Genomic DNA, 26283 nt, shown 5'->3' on the forward strand with positions numbered 1-26283 from the left:
AAAAGTCCTTTTACTGAAATCCGATTTCACCCCAGAATCGAAAATCCCAGGTCACATTGGTGAGATCGCGCAGTTTGTCTTTGCGCCGTTCATGGCGGAACGTGGTACCGCCTGTAAATCGCGAGCTAAAGGCATATTGCGTACCCAGGCTAACAGACCAGGATGCCGAGTTTTGGCGGATAATGGGTTCGGCTGGCGCATCGGGTTCGGCACTTCGCGGCATTTCGGTTTGTGTATTCAAATTGCGCGAAAAGGAGAGCGTGAGATCCAGAGTGCGTTGAAATCTTCCGCGCAGCGAATAGCGAACATCTGCTTGCAAAGTACCGTTTTCCGTCAAAGTGGTTCCGATCAGACGATCGGCAAGGGTCGGTTGCACAGAAGCTGTATCGGCAGTCACATTGCGCTGATAGCGGATTTCATCATTGTTGCTTTGGCGGCGGCTAAATGTCGTATTCACATCGCCTTTCCAGCGCGCGCTCCACTGAAAAAGCGGATTATACGATATTTCTCTTGCATCGCTTGTCAAATAACGCGACGAGAGACTGAGGCTGCCATCACCCCGTCGGGTGCGCGATTCCTGGTATCCGAAACTGGCATTGGAACTAACCCAAAGCCGGCCGATCAAAGGCACGCGCTCAAGACCGCGCCAACTCGCGTCAAATTTGGGAAAGATGACCTGATCGTCTTTGCCGAGTATATTGCCCGTGCGTTCGTTTTCGGAATAATTGGCAGAGGTGTTGAAATTCAGGCCCAGAGGCAACCGAATACCACTGGATACCTGCGCCTGTCTTCGCACATTGCTGGCGTTGGTTCTCGTCCCCGTGGTCGCGACCACAATGGGGACCTGGATCGTATCGCGAAAGCCTAATTGATAGGCCAATGCAGGACGGTTCGTGAGGCCAAACAAATTATCTGATTTGTTCTGGGAAACACTGCTCGTCACATTCTGAAGGCGGCCACCCACTTTTCCAATCCATTGCAAGATGGAAAAACCACCGTCTTTACCTGATCTGCGCGTCCAGCGTTGAAACAAACTGGGCAGGTTGAGATTGATGCGCGCATTCGCCGTTTGCTGGCTATTGACCGTGAGTCCGCGCCGAATACTGCCGTATTGCACGCGCTCCCCACCGATTTCAAAGCGATCCGTGTACGTAGCCGAATACGATGGATTCACGGTAATCCAGTTTGAGATGCGCGGCGTAAATCTGAAGTTGAGCGATTGGTTGCGCGATACTTCACGTCCAAATTGGAGTTGGGTTAGAGCGTATCCATTTCGCAAGTCGCGGTTGATAGTGAGCGAATAATCGGCATTCAGGCTGCGAAATGGCGATAGTTTAATGGCATAACTTTCGGTCAGATTGAAAGTCTCTCGCACTGTATCAATCACATTTGACGTGTCGCCAGCGATGGCGCGAAATGAGGTCTGATCCGATACCCCGCGATTAAAACGCAGGTTGTAATTGATGCTGGAGGGCAGGTAAAAAAACTGCGCTTCCTGGAGCGTTTTATAAAAGGGCACCCACTTGAAAATGGCGAGAGCTTCACGCTGAGACCACACCTGATTATAGGTCATATTGCCGTTTAAGTTCTGGTTCAGGCTTCGCCTGCGCTGTGTAATCGCACCCGTTGTCGATGCATCAGAACTGTAGTTGAGCGACGTGGAAGCTTTGTCAAAGAAAACGCGAGATATCAGGCTCGGGTCTTCGCGTGCTGGTCGCTTTCTCAGCGAAATGGTAAAGCGCGTCTGAGAGCGCACATCGCTTTCGTTGATTTTTTGTTCCGGGGTAAGCACAATATCCGATCCCGGGCGTATGCGGGGGCTTGATGTATAGCGATTATAGCTAAATCGGACGGGTATGGAGGTATTCCATTCTTTGGGAAAGAACTTGTCGATATTGAGCTGGCTGTCAAAGTTGAAACGCGTGGTGGTATTGCCCGAAGCCCTGCCTTGAAGGTCTTGAAAATCACCGCTCCGGCGTTCCAGATTGACCGTCAGATTGCCCAGATCGGCGAGGGTTATGCGCGTATCAGCCAGGGCAGATAAGGCGGGTTTTTTGCGGATATCATCAACGCGCAATTCATCCATCCAGACTTCGTTCTCGCCAATGAGAATCTCATCGCCGCGATTGCGAATCCCCACGGTAAAGGCTCTGATCGAAGCCAGCGCGGGATTACCGCGCACAATATAGGTGCGACCATCCACGTCGATCTCTATGCGATTGCCCTCTTTGTCGTAGTGAGCGAGAAATTCGCCACGGCGAAGCGACACACTAACGGTATCAGAGACTTGTTCGGTGGCTTGAAGGTCAAGCAACTGGCCTTTGAGTTGCGACATAATCTCGAGATCTAATCGAACGGTATTGGTTTCTTCTGCCCAACCGCGATAAACCCGCGAGCGATATTCGTAAAAGTTGAGAGAATCTTCATTAATGGGCGCAAATCGCATAAAAAATTCAATCGGACTGGGGCCTGTGCTCATGGAATCTGCGGCATCTGAAAAATTGGTGCTGTAAGTGGGATCAGCCGGATTTCCGCCGTGCAAAAACAGCGTCATAACACCGTATTCGGTATAGTCCTCGCCATTGGCAAAACTGCGGGATGCCGAGATGGATTCGCCCGGGTAGAGATCGACGAATTCGAGCACCAGAGAATTTTCAGATAAACGAATACCCGTGGTGGGGTCAATTTCTCGTTCGAGGCCCGGAGGAGATTCGTAAAAAGTGTTGTTTGTCCCGATAGTCGAAACCTGAAAATCGCCCGATAACTGCCCAAAAGCGACGGGGTCTTCCTGCCATTCACTGCCAGTCGCGCTAAAAGTATAGATTTCGACAGAGGTCGTGTCATTGTGTTCGAACCAGACGCGCACAAAGTCAATCTCGCTGGCAAATGTGGTGTCGGGGCTCCCTTCAAAGGTGCGCGGCGCGTCTTGCCCCTTGAGAGGGATGCGCAACAAGCGCCACGGAGGATCCGTAACACCACCCAATTCGGGAAAGAGATCGGATTCCGTGCCCGGCACAAGCGCAGATGGGCCAGTAAAGGCCCCCGATGCGGGAGACAGCCCCCTATTGCTGGACAAATCGACGCTGTATCGGATAAAACTATCGCGCTCGTCGAGAAAACCATTGCCGTTGAGATCTTCGGTATCGGGTCGAGATTGGCGCTCTGCCCTGTTGCCCTCTGTTCCATTGAGACCAGAGGGATAGCGACGCAGGATATCCGTCGTGTTTTGATCTACGTCTTCAAAATTATCTCCCGAAGGATCGCTGGGCACAGTGACACCTGGAAATATTTTTCGAAAGACCTCGGCCTCTTCGGTATCGGTCAATCCATCCAGACCAATATCTTCTTCGTCGATGACGATATCGTCTCCTGTGGGCAAGCCACCGATGGGTTTGTCTTCTGTGCGAAAGCCACTTGGAAATCGCTCCCGGTCGCCGGGATCGTTGTACATGGGGTGATCGAGGGGCAGGAGAACGCGCTCAGAAATATCACCCAAATCGATGTGCAGATGCCCATCATCTCCCCGAATCCAGAGTTCGAGAAATTTAGACCGCGACAAATCGAGACCATTGACATAGCGCATAATCCCCGCCCATGATTGTTGGGGAATACCGTTTTCATTATTCTGCGATCGGATGGGAAATCCATTGCTACGCGCGGGATCAAATCGCAGTTTGAGAACATCTACAATGTCTTGTTCCGCGCTTATGTCATCGCGGGTGGGCTGAATTCGGGACAGAGATGCCCTGTCGCGATCAATGGGATTATACCACGTAAGCCGCCCTTGTGGCAATGTGAGCATTCTGCTATTGCGGAGGGGAACACTTGCGCGGTTCCACCCTATTTTGCCAATTGCAAACGCCGTGCTGTTCAAAGCGCCTTCAAAATCATCGATATAGGCCACATTTTTAGTATTGGGATTTGGCAAACTTTGCGCGATCTCAAAGTCCATGTCGATAGACGACGGCGCCTGCGTGTTCACGAGGGGAATTGAATTGACGAGATCGCTCAACAGTTTGGGTTGCATCCGGAAGCGCGCATTGGCATCCCACAAAATAGTGCGCGTGGGTTCCTGCCCGACCCGCACGCGCGGCGAGGCAGTACTTTGACTGCCGTATAGCAAGGTCATGCCAATAAGCGAATACTGATCGTCAAAGGGCCGCTCGAGACGCACGCCCAAAAGGCTTTTGGACTGTCCAAAACCGAACTGGTCTTTGGTCTGATACGATATGTCCAACTCAGAGGACGGATCCGCAACCTCGTTTTCGGCATCGCCAATAAATTTCAAACGGCCTGTCAGATAATTTATCGTGTAGTCTGTATCGCGTGTTAAGGTTCGGTTGTTCAGCCGAACGACTTCGCTGTCTTGAAGCAGTCCGCCAAATCCGAGGTTATATTCGGTCGATTTGCTCGTGGAACTCACCCGCAATTCATACCGCCCCGCTTCCTGGCGGTTGGACGTGTTGGTCTCATTGTAAATGCCCGGTACGCGCACCTCGAGATCTGGCGCGCCCAATCCCTCCTCGCCAAAAGGTTCGAGGAAGGGAAATACGAGATGTCCTCTGGCGAGACTCAGCCCGGGAATTTCATTACCCGTGCCAATATCGATGAGTCGATCTGGAGGAGAAGATTCAGAAGACCCATTGGTGTGCCGGTCGAGGCCAAAAATTTCCAGATATGACCTGCCTTCCTGATTATCCTGTGGACTTTCACCCGGCACATTGCGAAAAATGCCGACGGACAGGCCAGCGGGATCGATATTGCGCACACCCAGGCGATAAACATTGCGCCACGCAAGCCCCCATGTCGGATCTGTGGGGCGTTGTTGCCTGGCTTTGATGAGCTTGAGTTGAATTTTTTTGTCTGGATTTCCCGGATCGGGAATAAATTGTATGTCGCCAAAGTTTTCACCAGACGCGGTTTGATAAGCCACCGCAAGCGTGTAGCCCCGCGAAATTGAACCGCGATCATGGATGAGATAGCCTTCGGGTAAAGGCGTAAATTCGGAGGGGTCGAGCTCGTGAAACGTACCTTCTTCAACGCCCTTGTCAGAACGACGCGACGCTCCTTCATCGGGCGATCCATTGTTCCACACGAGGTATGCGATACCGGGAATGGCCGAGTCTTCGAGGTCGTTTTGCGCGTTGTAGTCGTTTATGAATACGCGCACGCTTTGCTCAGTGACGCGATCGCCCGGCGCGGGGAATAAGCCGCTGCGGAAATTCTCGCGATAAGTGTTATCGAGAAAAAAGTAAGTGTTTTCGACATACCTGTAATCGGGAATTGCATCAGCCCTTCCTTGCCCTTGTCCCGTATCTCCTTGTCCCGTAAAGGTTTTGCGACCACTCGACGATTTGTCCTGAGATGTGACAACCGTAAAATTGATGGCGCCAACCCGCCCCCGCGTTTTGATGCCAAACAGTCCGCCTCTACTTCCACCGCTAAATCCAATCAGTCGCGTACCGGGTAAAGCCAGTGTCGTGTTGCCCGCTTCTATGGTTTCAATAATGCCGTCCTCATCGCCTTTGTACTGCAGGCGCAGGCCCTCGGTCAGTTCAAAGCCTTGTCTTTCGCTATCCTGCTCCAGCGAAACCAATATCCGATCGCCAATGGAGCCTTCGACAGTGAGTCGGGCTTCTTGTTCAAAATTGATGGTGGGAAAACGCGATGTGCGCGTGAGGGCTGCTTGCGCCTGTCCCAAAGTGTATTGCGAGAGGCCCGACAATTCGATGCGGCGGTACCCCCGTATGGTGAGATTGGCAGCCCCTTCTCCGGTAATAGCACTCAAACGCTGGGGAACGCGAATCGGTATTTTGACATCGATTATGCCCTCACCTTCTGTATCTTCATCCATGCGTCCTCCCAATCGCTCCTGTGCAAGGCGATGGGTATCGTGGTAGAACTTGTAGCGCATAAAGTCGCCCAGACTGATAATCACTGGAAGGCCGTAAGGCGTACCGCCCAGATCGCGGAACACCATAAGTGTATATTCGGCTTCTGTTTCTATCAGTTGCGCCGTAGGAGTCGCATATGGGCGTCTTCTGGGAAAATAAGAAGTGGATCCAGGCGTATCGCGCAAAAAGGCTTCAAGCGTTGACACACCTATTTGCGGGCGCAAACCCGGCGTGGCAAGAGCAATAATCGGGCAGAGCAACGCGAAAAAAAATAAAACACTGAGGCCGCGCGACCACAGGTGAATGTGAATAAACTTCATAAGGACTTTGGGAAACAGACGGAAAGTTGTATTAAGGAGCAGGTGATAGACTGTCGAACAAAGTACATAATAGCATAAGCCACATGAAAGTCAAGGTAAAATCCGAAGAAATTGGCGGGAGATAAATATCGGTAAGCGCGTCTTTTTTTCAGAGATAAAAAGCCGTATATTCCGTTGATCGTTAAACTTATTTTTTTGCAAAAGGTTCCTCATGCGCTTGCGCTGGTATGTGATATCCGAACTGATAACGCCATTTTTATTTAGTTTTTCCGTGATCATCTTCCTTCTCGTCATTGATCTCGTGTTGCAAATGCTCGATCGCATTCTGGGAAAAGGCGTACCCATAGGTGTGGTTTTTGAGTTGTTTTTTTTAAACACGGCCTGGATGATTGCACTCGCCGTTCCGATGGCTGTGCTGGTCAGCACCCTGCTGGCATTTGGCCGCTTGAGTGCCTCGGGCGAAATTGTGGCCATGCGCGCATTGGGCATTGGGATACATCAGGTCGTAGGACCGGTCTTGATCGTCGCAATGCTATTGGGAATTGGGCTGGTGATTTTTAATGATCGCATTTTGCCCGAATTTAATCACCGCGCCCGCGTATTGATGACAGATATTCACCGCAAACGCCCCGCTGTCGCACTCGCCGACAAAGCCGGTGTAATGATCGGCGATTTCAAAAATTACCAGATTTTATTTGATCGCGCCGATGCGGGCGGGAATATCCTCCATGACGTACTGGTATATAGCTTTAATAGCGATGGGTTTCCCGAAACCGCGGTTGCCGATTCCGGTGTTGTCGAATTTGACGAAGCGCGCGACGAGGCTCTGCTCTATCTTTTTCAAGGAGAAATGCACCGCATTGATCCAGACGATTCCACAGTCTATGCGCTCACGACATTTGCCAAAGCCAGGTTGCGGCTCGGTGATGCGGGCCAACAGTTATCGCGGTCTTCATCGGCGTATCGCAATGATAGAGAAATGGATATCGCCACCATGCAGCACAAAATTGCACAATACGAAAGCGAATTATATCAGGCGAAGATCAAAAGAGCAAATCTCCTGAATGCATTTGTGCGCGAAGTGTTAATAGATTCTACTGATACAAAACCCGTGCAGTCGCTGCGCGCTGTATTGGGACGCGCGGCAGCCGATACGCGGATTGCAAGCCATAAGTTGAGAGCCGCAGACCGATTGCGCGTAGAGGTACACAAAAAATTTTCAATTCCCGCAGCCTGTGTAGCGTTTGTGCTGGTAGGCGCGCCTATCGGCATGTGGGCGCGCAGTAGCAGTGCGGCAATTGGCGCGGCAATTAGCATTGGCTTTTTTTTGGCGTGGTGGATTTTTCTCATCGGAGGTGAAAAACTGGCTGACCGCGGGGTACTCATGCCCTGGTTTGCGATGTGGATACCCAATGTATTGACCGCCCTCGTCGGCGTTGTTCTATCTGCTCGTATTATCTGCGAGTGGGGCGTAAAAAGGAGATAGCCGTGCGTATTTTGAGCCGCTATGTCATCGTCCAATTTGCAATGCCCTTTGCTCTCAGCTTGCAGGCTTTTACGGTTGTTTTTGTCGTAATTGATCTGGTAGATCGCCTCAGTTCGTTTATAGACCGCGAAGTCGGCCTGGGAACAATTCTATCTTATTATTTATGCTATTTGCCCTATATTGTCGTCCTCGTGCTTCCAATGGCGGTCTTGCTCGCGGGATTATTCTGTATGGGTGGGCTGATACAGCGTGGGGAATTGCTGGCAATGAAAAGCGCTGGCATAAGTCTTTATCAAGTCGTGATTCCATTGCAAATACTTGCCCTTGGAATCAGTATTTTGGCCGCTACAATGACCGATCAAGTCGTGCCGCGGGCAAACCGGGCGCGATCGAAAATCGAGCAACCGCGTCGATCAGCGGTTGGGCCTCAGTCCATTCGCGTGCAAATTGCGCTGCGGGATACGGGCAGGCGCGTTTTGTCAATGAGAGAATACGACGCCCAGGCCCTGAAAGGACGGCAGGTAATACTCGACAAATACGAAGGTGGGTCACTCGCAGAGCGCGTTCGCGCCGAAGAAATCGTTTGGGCCGCCGCAGAATGGCATTTTATGAATGGAGATCGGCGTGTATTTTCAGATGGTAAAGAATTTTATCGCGCATTTCGCGTGTGGGCGGCAAAAGATGTAACACTAACGCCCGAAGACCTCGTACGCGACGTCGTGCCCGAAGACCAGATGACGTATTCGGAACTGACGGACTTTATCCATCGCAAATCGCGCAACGGCAGCCAAACACTTCGAGAATCTGTGGCACTTCACATGCGTTTGGCATTTCCATTTGCGAACTTCGTGATCGCCCTTTTTGGCCTTCCCATCGCCTCTCGCATGCAGCGGACGGGACGCCCCATCCAAATTGGCATGTGCTTGCTGATTTGCTTTGCATTTTACGGATGCATTCAACTCGGACGCGCCATGGGTTGGAACGATGTGCTATCTCCTGCCTGGGGTGCCTGGGGGGCAAATGCGATCTTTGGCGCGATTGGGATTATCACCCTTCTCACAACGCGCAAATAGTTAACACCTTAACATTCGAGGATCCACATGAAATACAATATTCTCCTGATGATCTCCGATCAGCACAGCAAATATCACATTGGTGCTTATGGCGATCCCCTCGTGCGCACGCCCCACCTCGACCAGCTAACAGAAAACGGTATGCGCTTCACAAGCGCGTATTGTGCCTCACCTGTTTGCGTGCCCAGCCGCATGTCATTTATGACGTGTCGCATGCCTTCGGCCAATCGCGTGTGGAACAACAATCACCTGCTGCATTCGGGGATTCCCACCTGGGCACACGCCATGGGACTCGTCGGATATGAAACATCGCTTATTGGGCGGATGCACTTCAACGGACACGACCAGCGACACGGCTTTGAAAATCGCCCCTTCGGCGAATACGGTGCCACACATCCGGGCGCAAACAGGCAGGGCGCGCCCCTCTTCAAAAGCATTTCAACGGCGACCACCGGGCAAAATCGCACGGCTGTCGAAGTTGCTGGACGAGGATATGGCTCATACCACGTTTTTGACGAAATGGTCGCGGAAAGAACCAGTGCATATCTGCGCGACAAAGCGAAAAATCCCGGCGACCGCCCCTTTGCTGCCGTAGCGGGATTTCTTTTACCTCACTGCCCCTTCATCGCACACAAAGAGCTTTTTGATTATTATTACGACCGCGTCGATATCCCCCAACACACGCCCAATGAACCCGCAGCCATTCGCAAATTCAAACAGCTTCGCGGCCTCTATCCCCCCCTCGACGAAGAACGCATTCGCGTTGCCCGCGCCGCTTATTTTGGCATGTGTGAATACCTCGACATACAAATCGGGCGCATCCTTCAGACCCTGCGAGAAACGGGCCTCGACCGCAATACGCTGGTCATTTACTGCTCGGACCACGGCGAGATGGCCGGAGAACACGGCTGCTGGTGGAAAAGCAGTTACTACGAAGGATCTGTGGGCGTTCCCCTCATCGCAAGCCTTCCAGGCGTGATCGCACCAAACGCGGAAACCAACCAGATATGTAATCTGATGGACATTGGTCCCACACTCCTCGACATGGCAGATGGAGATCCCATGCCGGACATTTGCGGACACTCGCTCTGGCCGCTGCTTATGGGGCGAGATGATAGCGATCACCCCAATGAAACATTCAGTGAGCACCTGGGGATAGAACGCACACCCTCGTGTATGATTCGAACGGGTCCCTGGAAATGTTACACATATCACGACGATACCGCGCCCGTCCTCTACAACCTCGAAGACGATCCCGATGAAATGCACAATCTGGGCAGCGATCCCAATTATGAACACATCCGCGACCACCTCATATCCCGCATTTTTGAACACTGGGATCCGGAGTATGTACTTAGAGAATGCGCGGATATCGATCGCGATATACGCCTGATTACCCGCTGGGGACAGACCATTCAACCCGCCTTGCCCGACAGCGTTCCGGTACCCGATGGCGCCGAAGATATTGAATGTCTGTGACGCTAACCGCTAATCGCTTGTGTTTTTAAGTGACAAATGACTCTTTTTTACTTTACTTTAACACCCCCAAATTATCCGTTGTCGCATTTGACTGAATAGTTCTTCGAGCTATTTTTACAGAGGACACATTTATGCAACGCAAGTTTTTAATCCCAACCATATTTGTCATTGTCATCGGGTTCGCGTGGTTATCATCCTATTATACCGACTGGCTGTGGTTCTCGAGCCTCGATTTTCAGGCTGTCTTCTGGACCACCCTGAAAGCGCGTTTCCTATCCGGTATATTTTACGGTCTGATTGCCGCTGTGGTCATTGGTATCAACCTCCATTATGTCGGCCGATTCACCCGCTCCGCGCTCGAATTAGACGCCTCACTTTACGAAGATGAAATGCCCGGCGCAAGTCTGCTGCGCTCAAATACCGGCTATCTGTTAATCGCCGCTGTACTCGTCCTCATTATGGGCAATGTCGGCTCCTCCCAGTGGCCCACCCTGTTGCGTTACTGGTACGGCGGATCATTTGGTACTTCCGACCCCATTTTTGCGCGCGACGTTGGGTTTTATGTCTTTGATTTGCCCTTTTACCAGTTTACAGTCGGTTTTCTCATCGGCACGGTAATCGTATCAGCCCTTGCATCAGGGGTTATTTACATGGCCACAGGCGGTATTCGCTTGCAGGAACGCATTCAAGTCATGCCGCGCCCCGTAGCACACCTGTCTGCCCTTGCCGGGCTATTCTTGCTGTTTTCCGCTATCAATTATTACCTCAAAATCTACGGCTTACTCTATTCTCCGGGCGACGTCTTTTTTGGCGCGGGATTCGTAGATGTCAACGTCCAACGCTGGATATATTGGATCCTCATCATTGCCTTTGTCGCAACGGGCATCATGCTCTTGCGAAATATCAAAGCACGTGAAGCGCGCCCGCTCCTCATCGGTGTTGGCGTCTTTCTCGTCGGGACCATAGGACTGGGCAGTATCCCGGGCGCAATTGTTCAAAAACTCATCGTAGATCCCACCGAACTCCAGCGCGAAACCCCCTACATCAAAAACAACATCGAATTCACGCGAAAAGCGTACGCCCTCGACAGGATTTCGGAACAACCCTTTGAAGCATCCGAGAACCTCACCGCAGAGGATATTGCCGCCAATCCTTTGACCATTCGCAACATCCGCATCTGGGATGAGCGCCCAATGGTACAAACCTATCAGCAGGTTCAGGAAATTCGTCCCTATTATGTCTTTCCCAGCGTTGATGTTGACCGCTACACTGTGGACGGCGTATATCGACAAGTCATGCTTTCTGGACGCGAACTCGACACCAATCGCCTGCCTGCTCAGGCGCGCAACTGGGTCAATGAAACCCTGCAATACACACACGGATACGGGGTTGCCATGAGCCCGGTTACCCACGTCACGCCCGAGGGTTTGCCCGCGTTTATGATCAAAGATATTCCCCCGGTGTCCGACGCGGCAGAGCTACAAATCTCCCGACCTGAAATCTACTATGGCGAACGCACCTATGGCAACGTGGTCGTCAAAACCAGCGCCGAAGAATTTGACTATCCCCAGCGCGATGGCAATGCGTTTACCACCTACGAAGGCAATGGCGGGGTGCCCATGGGCAGTTTCATCAACCGCCTGGCATTTACCATTCGCATGATGGATCCCAACCTGCTCTTGAGTACCTACATCTTACCTGAGAGCAAAATTATGTACCACCGGCAGATCGCCCAACGCGCACGCGAGATCGCGCCTTTCCTCTTCTTCGACTCCGACCCCTATCTCGTTATCTCTGAAGGCCGTCTGTACTGGATCTTAGATGCGTACACGACCACCAACATGTATCCCTATTCCAAACGCATGGGAAGGTCGCAGATCAACTACATCCGCAATTCGGTCAAAGTCGTTATGGATGCCTATCACGGTTCTGTCACCTTTTATCAGGCAGAAGATGAACCCGTGATTGCCGCTTATGCCGCGATATTCCCCACCCTGTTCAAATCAATTGACACCATGCCTGCAGATTTGCGCGCCCATGTGCGCTATCCCGTTGACCTCTTCCGCATTCAAGCGACGATGTATCGCGAATATCACATGCAGGAAGTGCAGGTGTTTTACAACCAGGAAGACCTGTGGGAAATCCCAAATGAGATCTACGGCCAAAACGACCGCACACAACCGATGGAACCGTATTATATCATCGTCAAATTTCCCGGTGAAGAACGCGAGGAATTTCTTCTGCTCGTGCCCTTCACACCCGCCCAAAAGGACAACATGATCGGCTGGCTTGCCGCGCGATGCGACGGGGAAAACTACGGTGACTTGCTGGTCTATCTCCTGCCCAAAGAAAAACTCATCTTCGGTCCGATGCAACTCGAAGCCCGCATCGATCAGCAGCCAGATATATCGAGCCAACTCACCCTGTGGGGACAGGGCGGCTCCGAAGTCATTCGCGGCAACCTTTTGGCCGTACCCATCGAATCATCTTTCCTGTACGTTGAACCCATCTACCTGCAAGCCCGCCAGGAATCCAATCAATTGCCACAACAGGGTTTCGAAGGCGAAGGCGGTGGACAGCCCCAGCAAGGACAACCACCGCGTCAACTCCAGCAAAGCACAGCCATCCCCGAACTCAAGCAAGTGATCGTCGCATTTGGCGGGCAAGTCATCATGCGCGATACATTTGAACAGGCACTCAACGAACTGTTTGGCTCTGATGCGGGGAAAACCCTGGGGACTTCAAGTTCCGAAGAAACATTCGAGACCACATCAGAACAACCCGCTGAACGCACCGCGGCAGATTTGGCATCAGAAGCAGATATGCAATTCCAGCGCGTGCGGGAATCGCTTCAAAAGTGGGATTGGACAACCGCGGGCGAAGCGATGAAACAGTTGGAACAGTCGATTCTCGAATTGAAAAAGACACTGGAGAAATAATTCCTCCAGTCCATTTCTCCCAATTCAAACATGGATAGACGAGATAATTCGGTCTATCCATGTTTTTTAGAACTTCATAGAAAGGAAAAAAATGGCCGTAAAAGTAGGATTTATCGGAACTGGCGGCATATCGCGCCCCCACCGAAAACATTTGAAAAGTATGGATGACGTAGAAGTGGTGGCAATGTGTGACCTGGAAGAAGACCGCGTCGCAAAAGCCGCCGAAGAATGGAATGCGACGGTCTATACAGATTACAAAACAATGCTCGAAAACGAAGAAATGGACGCGCTATACGTGTGCATTCCGCCCTTTGCACACGAAGATCAGGAAATCATGGCCGCCGAAAAAGGCATAGCCCTCTTCGTGGAAAAACCCGTATCTGTCACAATGGAAAAAGCCCGCGAAGTCGATGCGGCCATTCGCAAAAACAACGTCGTATCGTGCGTTGGATTTCAAGGACGCTATTTAGACATTATCGCACAGACAAAAGACCTGCTCAAAGACCGCCCCGTTGGCATGGCGATGGGATACTGGATGGGAGGGATGCCGCAAGTGCCCTGGTGGCGACGCAAAGAAATGTCCGGCGGACAGGCCGTTGAGCAAACCATTCACGTCACCGACATGGCGCGGTATCTCTTTGGCGACGTAAAATCCGTCTATGCGGCTGGACGTACGGGGCTGATGACCGATGTGCCCGACTACAACATCGAAGACAGCAGCGCAGCCACGCTCGTTTTTGAAAACGGTCTGGCCGCCACCATCTTCTCCGCGTGTTTTCTATCGGGCGGGCGAGGCAGAGGCGGCATTGACATCTTCACCAAAGACATGAACATCGAATATCGCGAGCGCAGATCCATCACCATCATTCAAAATGGCAATTCAGAACGGGTCGAAGTGCAAAACGATTACTGGCAAGACATGGACAATGACTTTATAGATGCCGTGCGCAAAGGCGACGACTCCGCACTCAAAACCACCTATGCCGATGCCGTCAAAACACAGGAAGTCGTCATGGCCGTAAACCGATCAATAGAAACGGGCGAAGTTGTTCAAATATCGGATATGTGAGGAATCACTGTAAAAACCGCTCGAGGCGATATCGCCTCAAAAAATCTATTCGAGCACCATCCAAAATCTCAATCGCCGCACATTCGCCGATTAAAGGCGCAAGCGTAACCCCACTGTGTGTCACAGACAAATAGAGATTTGGAACCCGTTGGGAAAATCCGAGAATCGGGTGTCCGTCCTTTGGAATCGGCCGACGCCCGCGCCGTACCTCGCGCACGGGCACGCCTTCAATCGCAGGCAAAAAACGCGCCACCGCATCGACCACCCGCTGCACTTCTTCATCGTACTGCCCAAGCGAACCGCCATCGTACACCCGACCGTGCGCCCCGCCGTGAAGCATCACCGAACCATCGGGCAACTGCCTGAAATTGGTCTGCGGAGGACAATCGCGGGGCGAATGCACCACCGATGCATTTTCAAAAACAGGCGGCACAGGCTCTGTCAAAATCGTACATCCAAACGTGTAATACATCGGTACATCGATATCTGCCATTGCCGCAAGACTTGCCGTCTCTGCACCCCCGGCAAGCACGACCGCATCACACGCAATCTCTCCCCTATCCGTCACCACAGCCGCTATATCCGGCCCCGAACGCGCCAGCCCTGTGACGTGTGTCCCAAAAAAAATATCCGCGTCCCATTCTCGCAACCGTTCAATACATGCTCCAACAACAACCCCTGTATCCGCGTGTCCCTCTATATCCGTATAAGAAGCTGCCGTCACAACGCCTGGCCTTAAACGCGGCTCTAATACTTTAACCTCTTCCCCATTCAGCAGACGGATGGGATATCCCCACGACTGCAAAACGCCTGCGCGTTCCACAATTTCTCGCGCCCCATCATCCGTAGAAGCCCACCGCAATTCACCGCCCCATGTCGCACTTTGAGGAATGCCCAATCGCTCGACAAATCGCGCCCACATATCCAACGAGCGTCGGTTGAAAAGGTGATAATGTCTGGGATTTTTGTCGCGCGCATTCATCCATGCAAAAGATACCGCGGTTGCTGGTTGAACTGCCGATTTCTTCCCAGGTTCACCCGCATCGATCAGCGTGACCTTTGCACCGCGTCTCGCCAAGTGAAACGCGATTGACGCCCCCACAATACCCGCACCAATCACAGCGATATTTGAAAAATTGTTCATTTCCCTTCACCATATAGAAAACGGGTTCCCCCCAAAGGCGAACCCGTTTTATCTTACCTCACAATTCAATTATTTATACACCGTCAACTCACCCGCCTTGTAACGCCCCCAGTATTCTTTGAGCACTGCCTTGATCTGCGGGCTTAAGATAATGCCGCCGATAATATTCGGAAACGCCATGCCCAGGATCATCGCATCGGAAAAATCGAGTACATTCTTTAATGCAGTGACCGAACCGATAAACACAAAACACACAAAAATAATGCGATACGCCAGAATGGATCTCAAACCAAAAAGATATTCCCACGCACGCTCGCCGTAATAAGACCAGGAGATCATCGTCGAATACGCAAAAAGCATCACCGCAAATGCGAGCACATAACGCGCTCCGGGAATAAACGAATCAAATGCCGCAGCCGTCATTTTGGCTCCTACGAGAGACCCGCTCTGTCCCTGAAACTCAGCCAACTGATACGCACCCGTAATCATACAGACCAATGCCGTCATCGAACATATAATAACGGTGTCGATAAAAGGACCGATCATCGCAACCATACCTTCACGCGCGGGTTCATCGGTCTGCGCCGCTGCGTGGGCAAATGCCGCAGAACCCAGACCAGCCTCATTTGAAAAAGCCGCCCTGCGTACCCCCTGGACCAGAACTCCCAGGAAGCCACCATACATAGCTTCTGGCGTAAATGCCTGTGCAATAATATTCGCAATAAGCGCGGGCACTTCGGTAATATGCGACAGAATAATAAGGATAGACGTGAGAACATATAGTCCACACATAAAGGGCACAATGCGCGATGTCACATTGCCAATGCGCTTAATACCACCAATAATCACAATAGCGACCAGCGATGCCAGAAAAAGCCCGATCACCCATTTATATGTCTTAAATTCTTCGGCCACAGTGCCGAGAATTTCAACCGTCTGATTTGCCTGAAACATATTGCCGCCACCCAGAGAACCGCCAATCGTCAACAGGGCAAATATGACGGCAAATGTCCGTCCCAATGGTCTGAGACCTTTTCCTGAAAGACCGTGCTCCAGATAATACATCGGGCCACCCGACACGCGGCCATCGGGATGGATTTTTCTGTGCATAACCGCCAGCGTACAGGATGCCAGCTTTGAAGCCATACCAAAAAAGGCCGTGACGACCATCCAGAAAACAGCACCGGGACCACCGGCACTCACAGCAATGGCAACGCCCGCAATATTCCCCAATCCCACCGTTGCAGACAGCGCACTGGTCAATGCCTTAAAATGCGAAATCTCACCCGGATGATCGGGGTGATCATATCGCCCGCGAATCACATTGAGCGAATGCCTGAATCCGCGAAACGTGATCCAACCAAAATAAAAAGAGTAATAGATGCCCCCCCCGGTCAGCACAATAACTATCAGTGGTAAGCCCAAACCAAAATCAAAGAAAAAAACCGAAAACAGAAAATTGGCTGCAGCCCCCAGATGTTCATTTAATGCGGCGATAAATATCTGTATAGCGCCATCCGATTCACCCGACGCTGCCCCCTGTGCAAATGCATAACCGGCCATGAACAGACCCAGAAGCACGGTGAACAGACAAAATTTTTTAGAAGACATAGACCCTCCTTTGTATCTGATTTATACTCCCCAATGGAAAACGGCATGAGACCAATGAAAGCATAATACAAACAAATTGGAGGGATGTATAGCACTTTTACACCCTCCGTGACTTTATCCTTGCACTTTCCCCTCGCGTTGAGCAGATTAAATATCCGGATAAAACAACCATACAATATGGAATACGCATGTCAAATTCACTACTTCATCGCTATCTGCCTTTTCTCAACTGGATTGGAGAACTCAAAGACCGGCACATCCTGCGCGCCGATATTATTGCGGGCATCACCCTGTCGCTGGTCTTGATCCCACAGGCCATGGCCAATGCCCAACTGGCCGAGATGCCGCCCTACTACGGCTTCTATGCATCATTTGTACCCATCATCGTCAGCGCCCTCTTCGGGTCTTCTCGCCAACTCTCCACAGGACCAGTCGCACTCGTCGCCTTGATGGTCGCCTCTGAATTGGGACAACTCGCAGTTGATGAACAGGCGTATATCGCCTATGCGATCCTGCTGGCTCTCATGGTTGGCCTGTTGCAATTTGGACTGGGCGTATTGCGCCTGGGCGTATTGGTGAACTTTCTCTCCCATCCGGTGGTACTCGGTTTTACCAATGCCGCAGCCATCATCATCGGCACATCGCAAATCGACAAATTATTTGGCGTCACTGTAGAACGCGGCGGAGCACATTACGAACGCATGATACGCATGTGGGACGTCATCTCTGCTGGCTCTCACTCCCCCACCCTGATCATGGGCCTCTCTGCCATCGCATTATTATTTATTTTGCGCCGCATCAGCCCGCAAATTCCGGGTGTGCTAATTGTCGCCATCACAACAACAGGCGTTTCCTATCTCATTGGATTCGAACAAAATTACGGCGGACAGGTCGTGGGCAACATCCCCGAAGGCATTCCCGCATTTGCACTGCCAATAATTGACTGGGGTATCGTACCGCATATTCTCAGCGCCACCATAACCATCGCACTCATTGGATATCTGGAAACCATTTCAATTGCCAAAGCCATCGCCACGCAAACCCGTCAACGCATTGACGCCAACCAGGAATTGCTCGCACAGGGATTGAGCAATATCGCCGGCAGTTTTTTTCAGAGTTTTCCCGTCTCCGGGTCTTTTGTCCGATCAACCGTCACATTGCGCGCTGGCGGACAAACCGGCTTTGCATCTGTCATCGCCGGGCTGGTCGTCATCCTGCTACTCCTCTTCTTCACCCAACTCCTATACCACATGCCCCTATCCACCTTAGCGGCAATCGTCATCGTCTCTGTCACCGCGCTGATTCACGTCAAACCCATTGTAAGCGCGTGGAAAGTACACAAACACGATGGCATTGTCGCCATATCTACATTTGCGCTCACCCTCATCTTCGCGCCACACCTGGACCAGGGCATATTGATCGGTGCGACCTTATCACTCGCCCTCTATCTCTATCGCACGATGAAACCGCGCGTGGCATTCCTCGCCCGCCATCCCGATGGCGCGTTTCGAGACGCAGTAGAACACAATCTGGAATTGTGCGATGCAATAGCCACCATCCGATTTGATGGCTCATTGTATTTCGGCAGTGCAGGCGCATTTGAAGACACTGTATTGGAACGAATCCGCGATCCCAAATTGCGCTATGTAGTTGTCGATGCCGAAGGCGTAAATGAGATTGATGCAACTGGAAAAGAAATGCTGGTCGGCGTAGTGCAACGGCTACACGAGGCCGGTATTGAGGTACTCTTCACGCATACCAAAAAACAGATCCTGGACGCGCTCAACCGCGCGGACGTACTCGAAGAAATCGGCCGCGACCGATTTTACACCACCCTCGATCGCGCATTGGCCCATGTTTGGGACGCCTTAGAAGACCAGTATCCCTGCGACAGATCGTGCCCTGCCGAATGTCCACTTCATCGCCCCAGACCAGATGGAGACGTATTTTATCGCGTGTAGAAAATCCGATCCTTTTGAGTGTACAAACTGTAACAATTTTAACAATTTATTACAATTTGCATGGGAACGAAGTGACCTTCTAATTTGTCTAAAACAATGCAGTTGCAAATGGGCTGACCTGCTGACTACTGAATGTCACAATTATTGTTGATTTTTTTTTGTAAAATGATACTTTAAGGAGTCTTAGTTTTGCATCGCAACAGATTGTCTCCCTTCAATTTCGGGCAATCTGATTCAATTCCAATACGAAACAGCGCAACTGTCCCCTTTCATCACAGGAGGAAGTCTATGAAGCGATTAAGTCTGTTTTTCTTTTTGTTCACAGCCCTGGCATTCTCAGCCAGTGCTGTTTTTGCCGGATCAACCGGTAAAATTGCGGGCAAGGTCGTGGAGAAATCCACAGGTGAAACCCTGCCCGGTGCCAATGTCGTCATTGAAGGCACCACATTGGGCGCAGTCACTGATCCCGATGGCAATTATTTCATCATCAATGTGCCGCCGGGTTCTTATACCGTCAGCGCGAGTATGGTCGGCTATCACAAAGCCACGCAAACCAATGTGCGGGTCTTTATCGACTTGACCACAACGGTGAATTTCTCCGGTGACTTCGGTCTTGTCGAAGAGACTATTGAACTGGCAGAGATCACGGTAGTTGCCGAACTCCCGGTGGTGCAGCCCGATATTTCCGCCAATGTCGCCAATATCTCCGCGCAGGATGTCGAAACCCTGCCAGTGACCAGCGTGAACGAAGTCGTGCGATTAGAAGCAGGGGTTCTCGCCTCTGCCAATGGCGAACTCTCGATTCGAGGCAGCAATTTTAATGAGATCGCCTTTTCGGTCGATGGTCTGTCCATGCGCGATGGGCGCAACAACGAACCGTACTCCACGGTGAGTTATACCTCAATCAAAGAAATGAGCGTGCAGTCGGGTGGGTTCAACGCCGAATACGGCAACGTGCGCTCGGGCCTGGTCAATATTGTAACCAAAGAAGGCGACAAGCGACGCTACAACGGCGATGTGTTGTTGCGACACAGCGGCGCACAGCGCGATTATTTTGGTCCGTTGCCAAACCATCCCAATGGCTTTTTTTGGCGGCCATTTACAGATCCCGCTGTGAAGAACGTGGGCACCCATTCGCCCGAAAGCCCCTGGGATGTGTACACGCGGCGTCAATACCGAGTCTGGACCGGGTGGAATACCATTGTACAAAGATGGGCTGCCACCCCTACTGATCCCTATCACGGCGTGGGCGTGAGAGACACGGGCGCGGATGAATCGACTTTACCAGTCGATGAACTGCAAGTTGATGACGCAGTGATTACAGAATTGTTCGAGTGGTATCGCCGCAAAGACCTCGAAGTTCGCAATGCGGATTTCGATATCGATCTGGGTTTTGGTGGTCCCTTGATTCCGGGATTGAGCGAAAAACTGGGCGGTCTGAGATTCTTTGCTTCGGGCAAGCGCGAGCGCAGAGCCTATATGATGCCGCGCAATATCGATGAATACGAAAACGACTGGGGCCGCGTAAAGGTCACGTCGGATATTCGCAGTAGCATGAAATTGAGTGTCGAGGCGATGACAGGTGAAGAATATGGCTTAAATCCGAACAAAAGTGGCTTTCCCAACATGTGGCGCGGCAATCAGGAAATGGGTCTTAATGATGCTGACCTGATTTGGGCAAATCACCACGAGAACACGCTTCAGATCAAGCGCAATAATATCGGCCTTAGCTTTTCACATGTGTTGAGCCCCAGAACATTTTACGAGTTTCGCTTGCAGAGGATGCAATCGGACTTTTTGACCGAAAAGTATCCAGACCGCGATTTGACGGCTGTTGAAAATACCATTCCCCGCAATCCGGACTTTGCGCCTCCCAGTCCGTCTTTACAGGTTTCAGAGGTCACGCAGAACCACATCGGGTTGACGGCTGCACCCGATGGCTATTTTATGAAAAATGAAGTCTTTGTTGACGGCCTGTATTTGGGGGGACACTGGGCCAATGGACGCGACGACTCTGAAGTCGTAGCCTATACAACGCGTTTTGACATTACCAGCCAGCGCAATCAGGTCGCGCAGTTTAAGGCGGGTTTTGAATGGATCGCCAGTGATTACGATGTCAAGCACGAAAATGCACAGCCTTTCTTCAAAAACAATGCGGCACCCAAATACATCTGGCAACGCACCCCAAACCAATTTGCCGGATACGTGCAGACCAAGCTCGAATTCAATGCGATGATCGCAAACCTGGGGGTGCGTTGGGATCGCTGGAATGGGAGCGGCGAATGGTGGGTTTATGACGATTTCTCCTATGCGTTTGGGCCTAAAGTTGGCAAAGACAATCTCGAGGCAGAACTCGAACAGGCACCTGTTAAGACCCTGTCTTATTTAAGCCCGCGCCTGGGTATTTCATTCCCGGTGACAGCAGATAGCAAATTGTTTTTTAACTACGGGCACTTCCGCCAGATGCTGAACCCGCACAATCTCTTTCTCGTAGATGAAATAAATACGGGCGCAGTCTCTCGGATTGGCAATCCCAATCATCCGATGCCGCGCACGATCAATTACGAACTTGGCTTTGAGCAGAATTTGTTTGATCGGTATTTGCTGCGCCTGACCGGATATTACAAGGCCAACGACGACCAGTCAATTGGCGTGGCTTACACCAATCTGGACCAAACCGTAGCTTACAACCTTTTTGAACCCCTCAACTACGACGATATCCGGGGCTTTGAAATAACCATTAGAAAGCACAGGGGCAAGTGGTTTGGCGGATCAGTCAACTATACGTATCTGCAAACTAAGGACGGCAACTTTGGTCGGCGCCAGATATTTGAAAATCGCTTAGAGCAAGCCACTTTTGATGCGACCTCTACGCGGCACTATCAAAGCCGGCCCGCCAGCCGACCCTTCGCCAGATTGTCGCTGGAAGTTTACACGCCGCGCGACTTTGGTCCCCAGGTCTCTAAGTTTTATCCCCTGGGCAAGTGGGATATGTCTTTCGTGGGCCGTTGGCGAGCGGGTCAGTACAGCAACTGGTATGGGCCAGAAGGTGGCGATATCCCCGGTTTGATCAGAAATGTTCAATACACGAGTATCAGGAATATGGATCTGCGCCTGACCAAGCAGTTTGCGATGATGGGCGTCAGGGCCATGTTCTTTTTAGACGTCGATAATGTGTTTAATCTCAAGCGACTCAATAGCAGTTCTGCCAACCCGGGGCTCGAAGACTGGGAATTCTATATGGTATCCCTGCATTTGCCAGAAGACACATTTGGCGAGTTTGAACCGCCCTATCAGTTCATTCCCGGCAATGACTCGCCCGGCAGTTTCAGAGATTACGGCACGGATTTTGTGCCCATTGAAATTGTCAATACAGCCAGCGATTTGCCCGCCAATGGATTGCCCGGCGATGCGGAAATCACGGCTGTACTGCCCACGGGTCTCGAACCCGGCCGCCGCGTGTTGTGGTATGTTCAGGAAACCGGACAATATCACGAATATCAAAACGGAAACTGGGCGCAGGCAAATCAGGACTTTGTAAATGAAGTGCTGGACAATAAGCTGTATATCGACATGCCCAACAACGACTCTATCTGGTTCTTGAACCCACGGCGCGTGCGTTTGGGCTTGCGGTTCTCGTTCTAAATTCAAACGCAACCACAGAGTTTATCTGTGGTTTCAACAGGAGACATTGTAATGAACAGATTGTTAAAACCGCTGGTCGGAACAGCTTTTGCACTTGTGGCTCTGGTGTTCTTTGGTCAGCCAACCGAAGTGCAGGCGCAGGCGGAACTAATGTGGCTGGATGTGGGCGATTATCACTATCGATACGCATCGACAGGCACAGAGCCTTCAATCACACGACCCCCGTTTCGGGCACGTGTGAAATACTGGCCCGGTATTTATGCTCGAGAAGGTGGAACCCATGTGCGTTCGCGTCACTATATTGGAGTAAAAGATTTTACCGATGAGAATGGCCAACCCTGGCCATTTAAGGTCGCCCGTGCGGGACCGCGCGTATTTGACCTGGGCGAACACTTTGCATTGCCCATGGAACTGATTGGCAAGTTTGACAAACCCGACGTGTTTGTCGATGGGTTTCAATCTTTTTCTCGGCCCACAGTATTGACCCGCGTCGATCCTTCTATTCCATCAGATCGCATGATTGTTCGCGGTGCCAATTCCAATGTGGGGATCACATGGGAAGAGAAGATATACGCATTTTCCAATCCCTATCACGATGACTACCACATCCGGGAAATGACCTGGACAAATACGGGCAATGTCGATGCCGATGAAGAGATCGAATTGCCCGATCAAACCGCGAACGAGATGATGTTGTCCTTTGCCGCTAAAGAGCACCTCTGGGGGCCGCGCGGGGTTACGGGCGCGGGTGTCTCGGGCACAATGTGGGATTATGTGGGCGACGGCAAGGAGCCTCTGGGCAAATGGGAAGGCATACGCGCCACGCTCGGCTGGATCGGCAATGGTACGAATGTGTCCTTCCTGAACCGCATTGGAGGACCTATCTGGCGAGGTGGACGCGGAAATGCTAACTATCGGATTACAGAAGGCGATTCCATTGGTCGGCTCGGCGGTGCTTATATGCTGACCCGCGCGATCTTGCACGCAGATACAAGCCCATCAGATCCGACGAATGATCCTGGCCAGCCCAGGAGTACGGGCTTTCACCGCGGCGGCGACTCGATTAGCAACCCGTCGTTTGGCGATGCCGAACAGATGGCAGACACGTACCATTTTATGCACCCGGACCTGAGCTATGCCGAATATGGCAACCCGGGCACTGATGGACACTTTTTTCCGCACGAAGCCGACCGGTCAGCACCGCCGGAGCCTGCGGGTCCTTTCGATGATGAATCGTGGTACGAACGCATGGGTGCACAAACTGATGTCTCTCGCATGAGAAGTGGTGGTATGGTACCGTGGTTTGCCTTTGGTCCCTACACACTGCCGCCGGGCGAAAGCGTCAGTATGGTCTGGATTGAAGGTATGCACGGGTTGAATCGGGACGTATCTGTTGCAGTGGGCACGGCTTACAAAGATTCTGGTTATGACGATACACTCCCCATTACCTTCAATGGGCAGACCCACACGAAGAACCGCTGGGTACTGGGCACCCGGGATTCCATCTACCAGATGATCCGCAGAGCTACTGCGAACTGGGAATCGGGGTATAATATTCCGCATCCCCCACTACCGCCCAGAGTTTTCAATGTGCAGTCCGGTTCTGATCAAATTGTGCTTTCCTGGGATACCTTTGCCAATGCCAATCACACGGGTTTTGAGATCTGGCGTACGCGCAATTTTTATGAAGGCAATGTGGATGACCGCTGGGAATATCAATTAATCGCCACCCTGGGGGCAGAGGCACGCGAATACGCAGACACGGACGTGGTGCGCGGCATCAGTTATTTCTACTATATCCAATCCGTTGGTGCAGTGAACAACGATGGAACGGGAATGACGCCGACAGGCAGTGTGCTGAAAAGCAGCCGGTATTATACGCAGACCTATGATCCCGCGTTTTTGAAGCGTCCGCCCGGAGGTGTCATGAGTGACGTGCGCGTTGTGCCCAATCCCTATGTACTGGAAGCCGATCAGAATATTCGATTCCCAGACCAGCAGGACAAGCTGGCATTCTTCGAAATTCCCGGAGAATGCACCATCCAGATCTTCAGCGAACTGGGAGAATCGATTTTCACTATTGAGCACACAGACGGCACAGGGGATGAATTTTGGAACCTGACCACAGAATCGAATCAGGTGATTACAAGCGGTATTTATTTTGCCGTGATCACAGACCTTCAGACCGGCGAAAAGATAATCAAAAAATTCGTCATTATTCGTTAAGAACGGAGTATTCCAATGACCAGAAAATTTCTTACTTATGTCGCGCTGAGTCTGATGTGTCTGACGCCGCTCTATGCACAGGACCCGGTGGATACGACAGATCCAGACGACCTTCCCGTGCCCGAACCGGGACAGGATCTCCCGCGCGAACGCCGCGCACAAGCGGGCTTTAAGTTTTTGAGCGTATCGCCCGATGCGCGCGCTGCCGCCATGGGCGATGCGTATTCCGCATTGAGGGTGGGGTCATCGGCGATGTTTTACAACCCCGCATCAATGGCGTATGCCACGCGCAAGTTTCAACTCTCTGCCGGGCAGATCCAGTGGATCGCAGATGTGACCTACAATATGGGAAGTGTCGCATTGAATACGGATTGGGGCGTTTTCGGATTGTCGATGGTTGCCGTCGATTACGGCGATTTTGAACGCACCATTCGCGCGGACAACGAAAAGGGCTTCCTCGACGTGGGCACGTATAGCCCATCTGCCTGGGCAATCGGACTCGGTTATGCCCGCGCAATTACCGACCGCTTTTCAGTGGGCGGCAATATACGCATCGCCAAGCAATCGTTCGGCGATGTTCCCGTGGGGCTTGAAGGCGCATCGCCTGTAAATAAATCTTTTAGCGAGCGCTCGACCATTGTCGATTTTGGCGTGCTCTACTGGACGGGATATAAGAGCCTGACACTGGCACTGAACACGCGAAACTTCTCTCAGGAAAACAAGTACAGCGAGGAGAGTTTTGAATTGCCGCTGACATTCCGCATGGGGTTGGCGATGGATTTGATCGATCTCACGGATATGGATAAGGATACCCATTCCATAATCCTATCGGTAGATACCGAGCGCCCACGCGACTTTTCCGAACAAGTCAAAATCGGGGTGGATTATACCATTATGAAAACCCTGTCTTTGCGCGCCGGATATATAACGCCAACCGATGAGCAGGGCATCTCTCTGGGCGTCGGTTTTGGCCGCGACCTGGGCACCCTCGCTTTGCGCGTGGATTATGCGTACACCGATTTTGGCGTATTTGACGGTGTCAACCGCTTGACGCTTCAGGCGGGCTTTTAGATTATTGCGATGTATTCCCCGCCATTTTGAAAAGGGAGCCAGTTTTTGACCGGCTCCCTTTTTTACGTGAAATCCGCGGACATTCCTACCATGGCAGAATTAGCACATACACAAAAACCGCTCGACAGGGGTTTGCGCACCTATCGAACCGCTATTGCGTCGGTCGCCATGATCCTGGTCAGTGTGCTGTGGAATGAGTGGATGCCGTATTACACATCGGGATCCAATATCAGCCGCAGCCATTTTCCCGTAGCGCTCTACTATCCCTTTTTGATTTTGTGTATATGCAACTTGCTGGCAAATCATCGGCGCTCAACCTGGGCATTAACGCGGTCGGAATTGCTGGTGGTCCTGGCTTCTGGACT

13 protein-coding genes are annotated in these 26283 nt (G+C 51.6%); 10 read left to right on the forward strand and 3 right to left on the reverse strand.

The window, feature by feature from the left end:
• Positions 1-10: 10 nt before the first annotated feature.
• Positions 11-6214 (reverse strand): cell surface protein SprA, encoded by a 6204-nt coding sequence (gene sprA, locus OXH16_18755; GenBank protein ID MCY3683443.1) that lies wholly within the window; start codon positions 6212-6214, stop codon positions 11-13.
• A 211-nt stretch (positions 6215-6425) separates the two neighbouring features.
• Here sprA and OXH16_18760 point away from each other — a divergent pair, with 211 nt between their 5' ends.
• From OXH16_18760 to OXH16_18780, 5 genes are all read left to right on the forward strand, one after another.
• Positions 6426-7700, forward strand: a complete 1275-nt coding sequence (locus OXH16_18760) for an LptF/LptG family permease (protein ID MCY3683444.1) — start codon at positions 6426-6428, stop codon at positions 7698-7700.
• Between the two features lie 2 nt (positions 7701-7702).
• Positions 7703-8773, forward strand: a complete 1071-nt coding sequence (locus tag OXH16_18765) for an LptF/LptG family permease (protein ID MCY3683445.1) — start codon at positions 7703-7705, stop codon at positions 8771-8773.
• Positions 8774-8800: 27 nt separating this feature from the next.
• Positions 8801-10252, forward strand: a complete 1452-nt coding sequence (locus tag OXH16_18770) for a sulfatase-like hydrolase/transferase (protein ID MCY3683446.1) — start codon at positions 8801-8803, stop codon at positions 10250-10252.
• A 131-nt stretch (positions 10253-10383) separates the two neighbouring features.
• Entirely contained in the window at positions 10384-13191 is a 2808-nt protein-coding gene (locus tag OXH16_18775) for a UPF0182 family protein (GenBank protein MCY3683447.1), read from the forward strand.
• A gap of 91 nt (positions 13192-13282) precedes the next feature.
• On the forward strand, positions 13283-14260 hold the full coding sequence (locus tag OXH16_18780; GenBank protein MCY3683448.1) for a Gfo/Idh/MocA family oxidoreductase: 978 nt from the start codon (positions 13283-13285) through the stop codon (positions 14258-14260).
• Between the two features lie 4 nt (positions 14261-14264).
• Here OXH16_18780 and OXH16_18785 read toward each other — a convergent pair whose 3' ends face one another.
• Both OXH16_18785 and OXH16_18790 read right to left on the reverse strand, forming a co-directional pair.
• The gene (locus OXH16_18785) at positions 14265-15404 is read right to left on the reverse strand and encodes an FAD-binding oxidoreductase (protein MCY3683449.1); all 1140 of its coding nucleotides are present in this window, start codon (positions 15402-15404) and stop codon (positions 14265-14267) included.
• A gap of 69 nt (positions 15405-15473) precedes the next feature.
• The gene (locus OXH16_18790) at positions 15474-17015 is read right to left on the reverse strand and encodes an alanine/glycine:cation symporter family protein (protein MCY3683450.1); all 1542 of its coding nucleotides are present in this window, start codon (positions 17013-17015) and stop codon (positions 15474-15476) included.
• A 188-nt stretch (positions 17016-17203) separates the two neighbouring features.
• Between OXH16_18790 and sulP the strand changes: the two genes are divergently transcribed.
• From sulP to OXH16_18815, 5 genes are all read left to right on the forward strand, one after another.
• A complete protein-coding gene (gene sulP / locus OXH16_18795; GenBank protein ID MCY3683451.1) occupies positions 17204-18976 on the forward strand; it encodes a sulfate permease in 1773 nt (590 codons plus the stop codon).
• Between the two features lie 288 nt (positions 18977-19264).
• A complete protein-coding gene (locus OXH16_18800; protein ID MCY3683452.1) occupies positions 19265-22621 on the forward strand; it encodes a TonB-dependent receptor in 3357 nt (1118 codons plus the stop codon).
• A gap of 51 nt (positions 22622-22672) precedes the next feature.
• Positions 22673-24847 (forward strand): hypothetical protein, encoded by a 2175-nt coding sequence (locus tag OXH16_18805; protein ID MCY3683453.1) that lies wholly within the window; start codon positions 22673-22675, stop codon positions 24845-24847.
• A gap of 15 nt (positions 24848-24862) precedes the next feature.
• Entirely contained in the window at positions 24863-25918 is a 1056-nt protein-coding gene (locus OXH16_18810) for a PorV/PorQ family protein (protein MCY3683454.1), read from the forward strand.
• 90 nt (positions 25919-26008) lie between these two features.
• A partial coding sequence (locus OXH16_18815) for a hypothetical protein (GenBank protein ID MCY3683455.1) occupies positions 26009-26283 on the forward strand: 275 nt, incomplete at its 3' end.

The organism is Gemmatimonadota bacterium, assembly GCA_026705765.1.
Taxonomy (GTDB): Bacteria; Latescibacterota; UBA2968; order UBA2968; family UBA2968; genus VXRD01.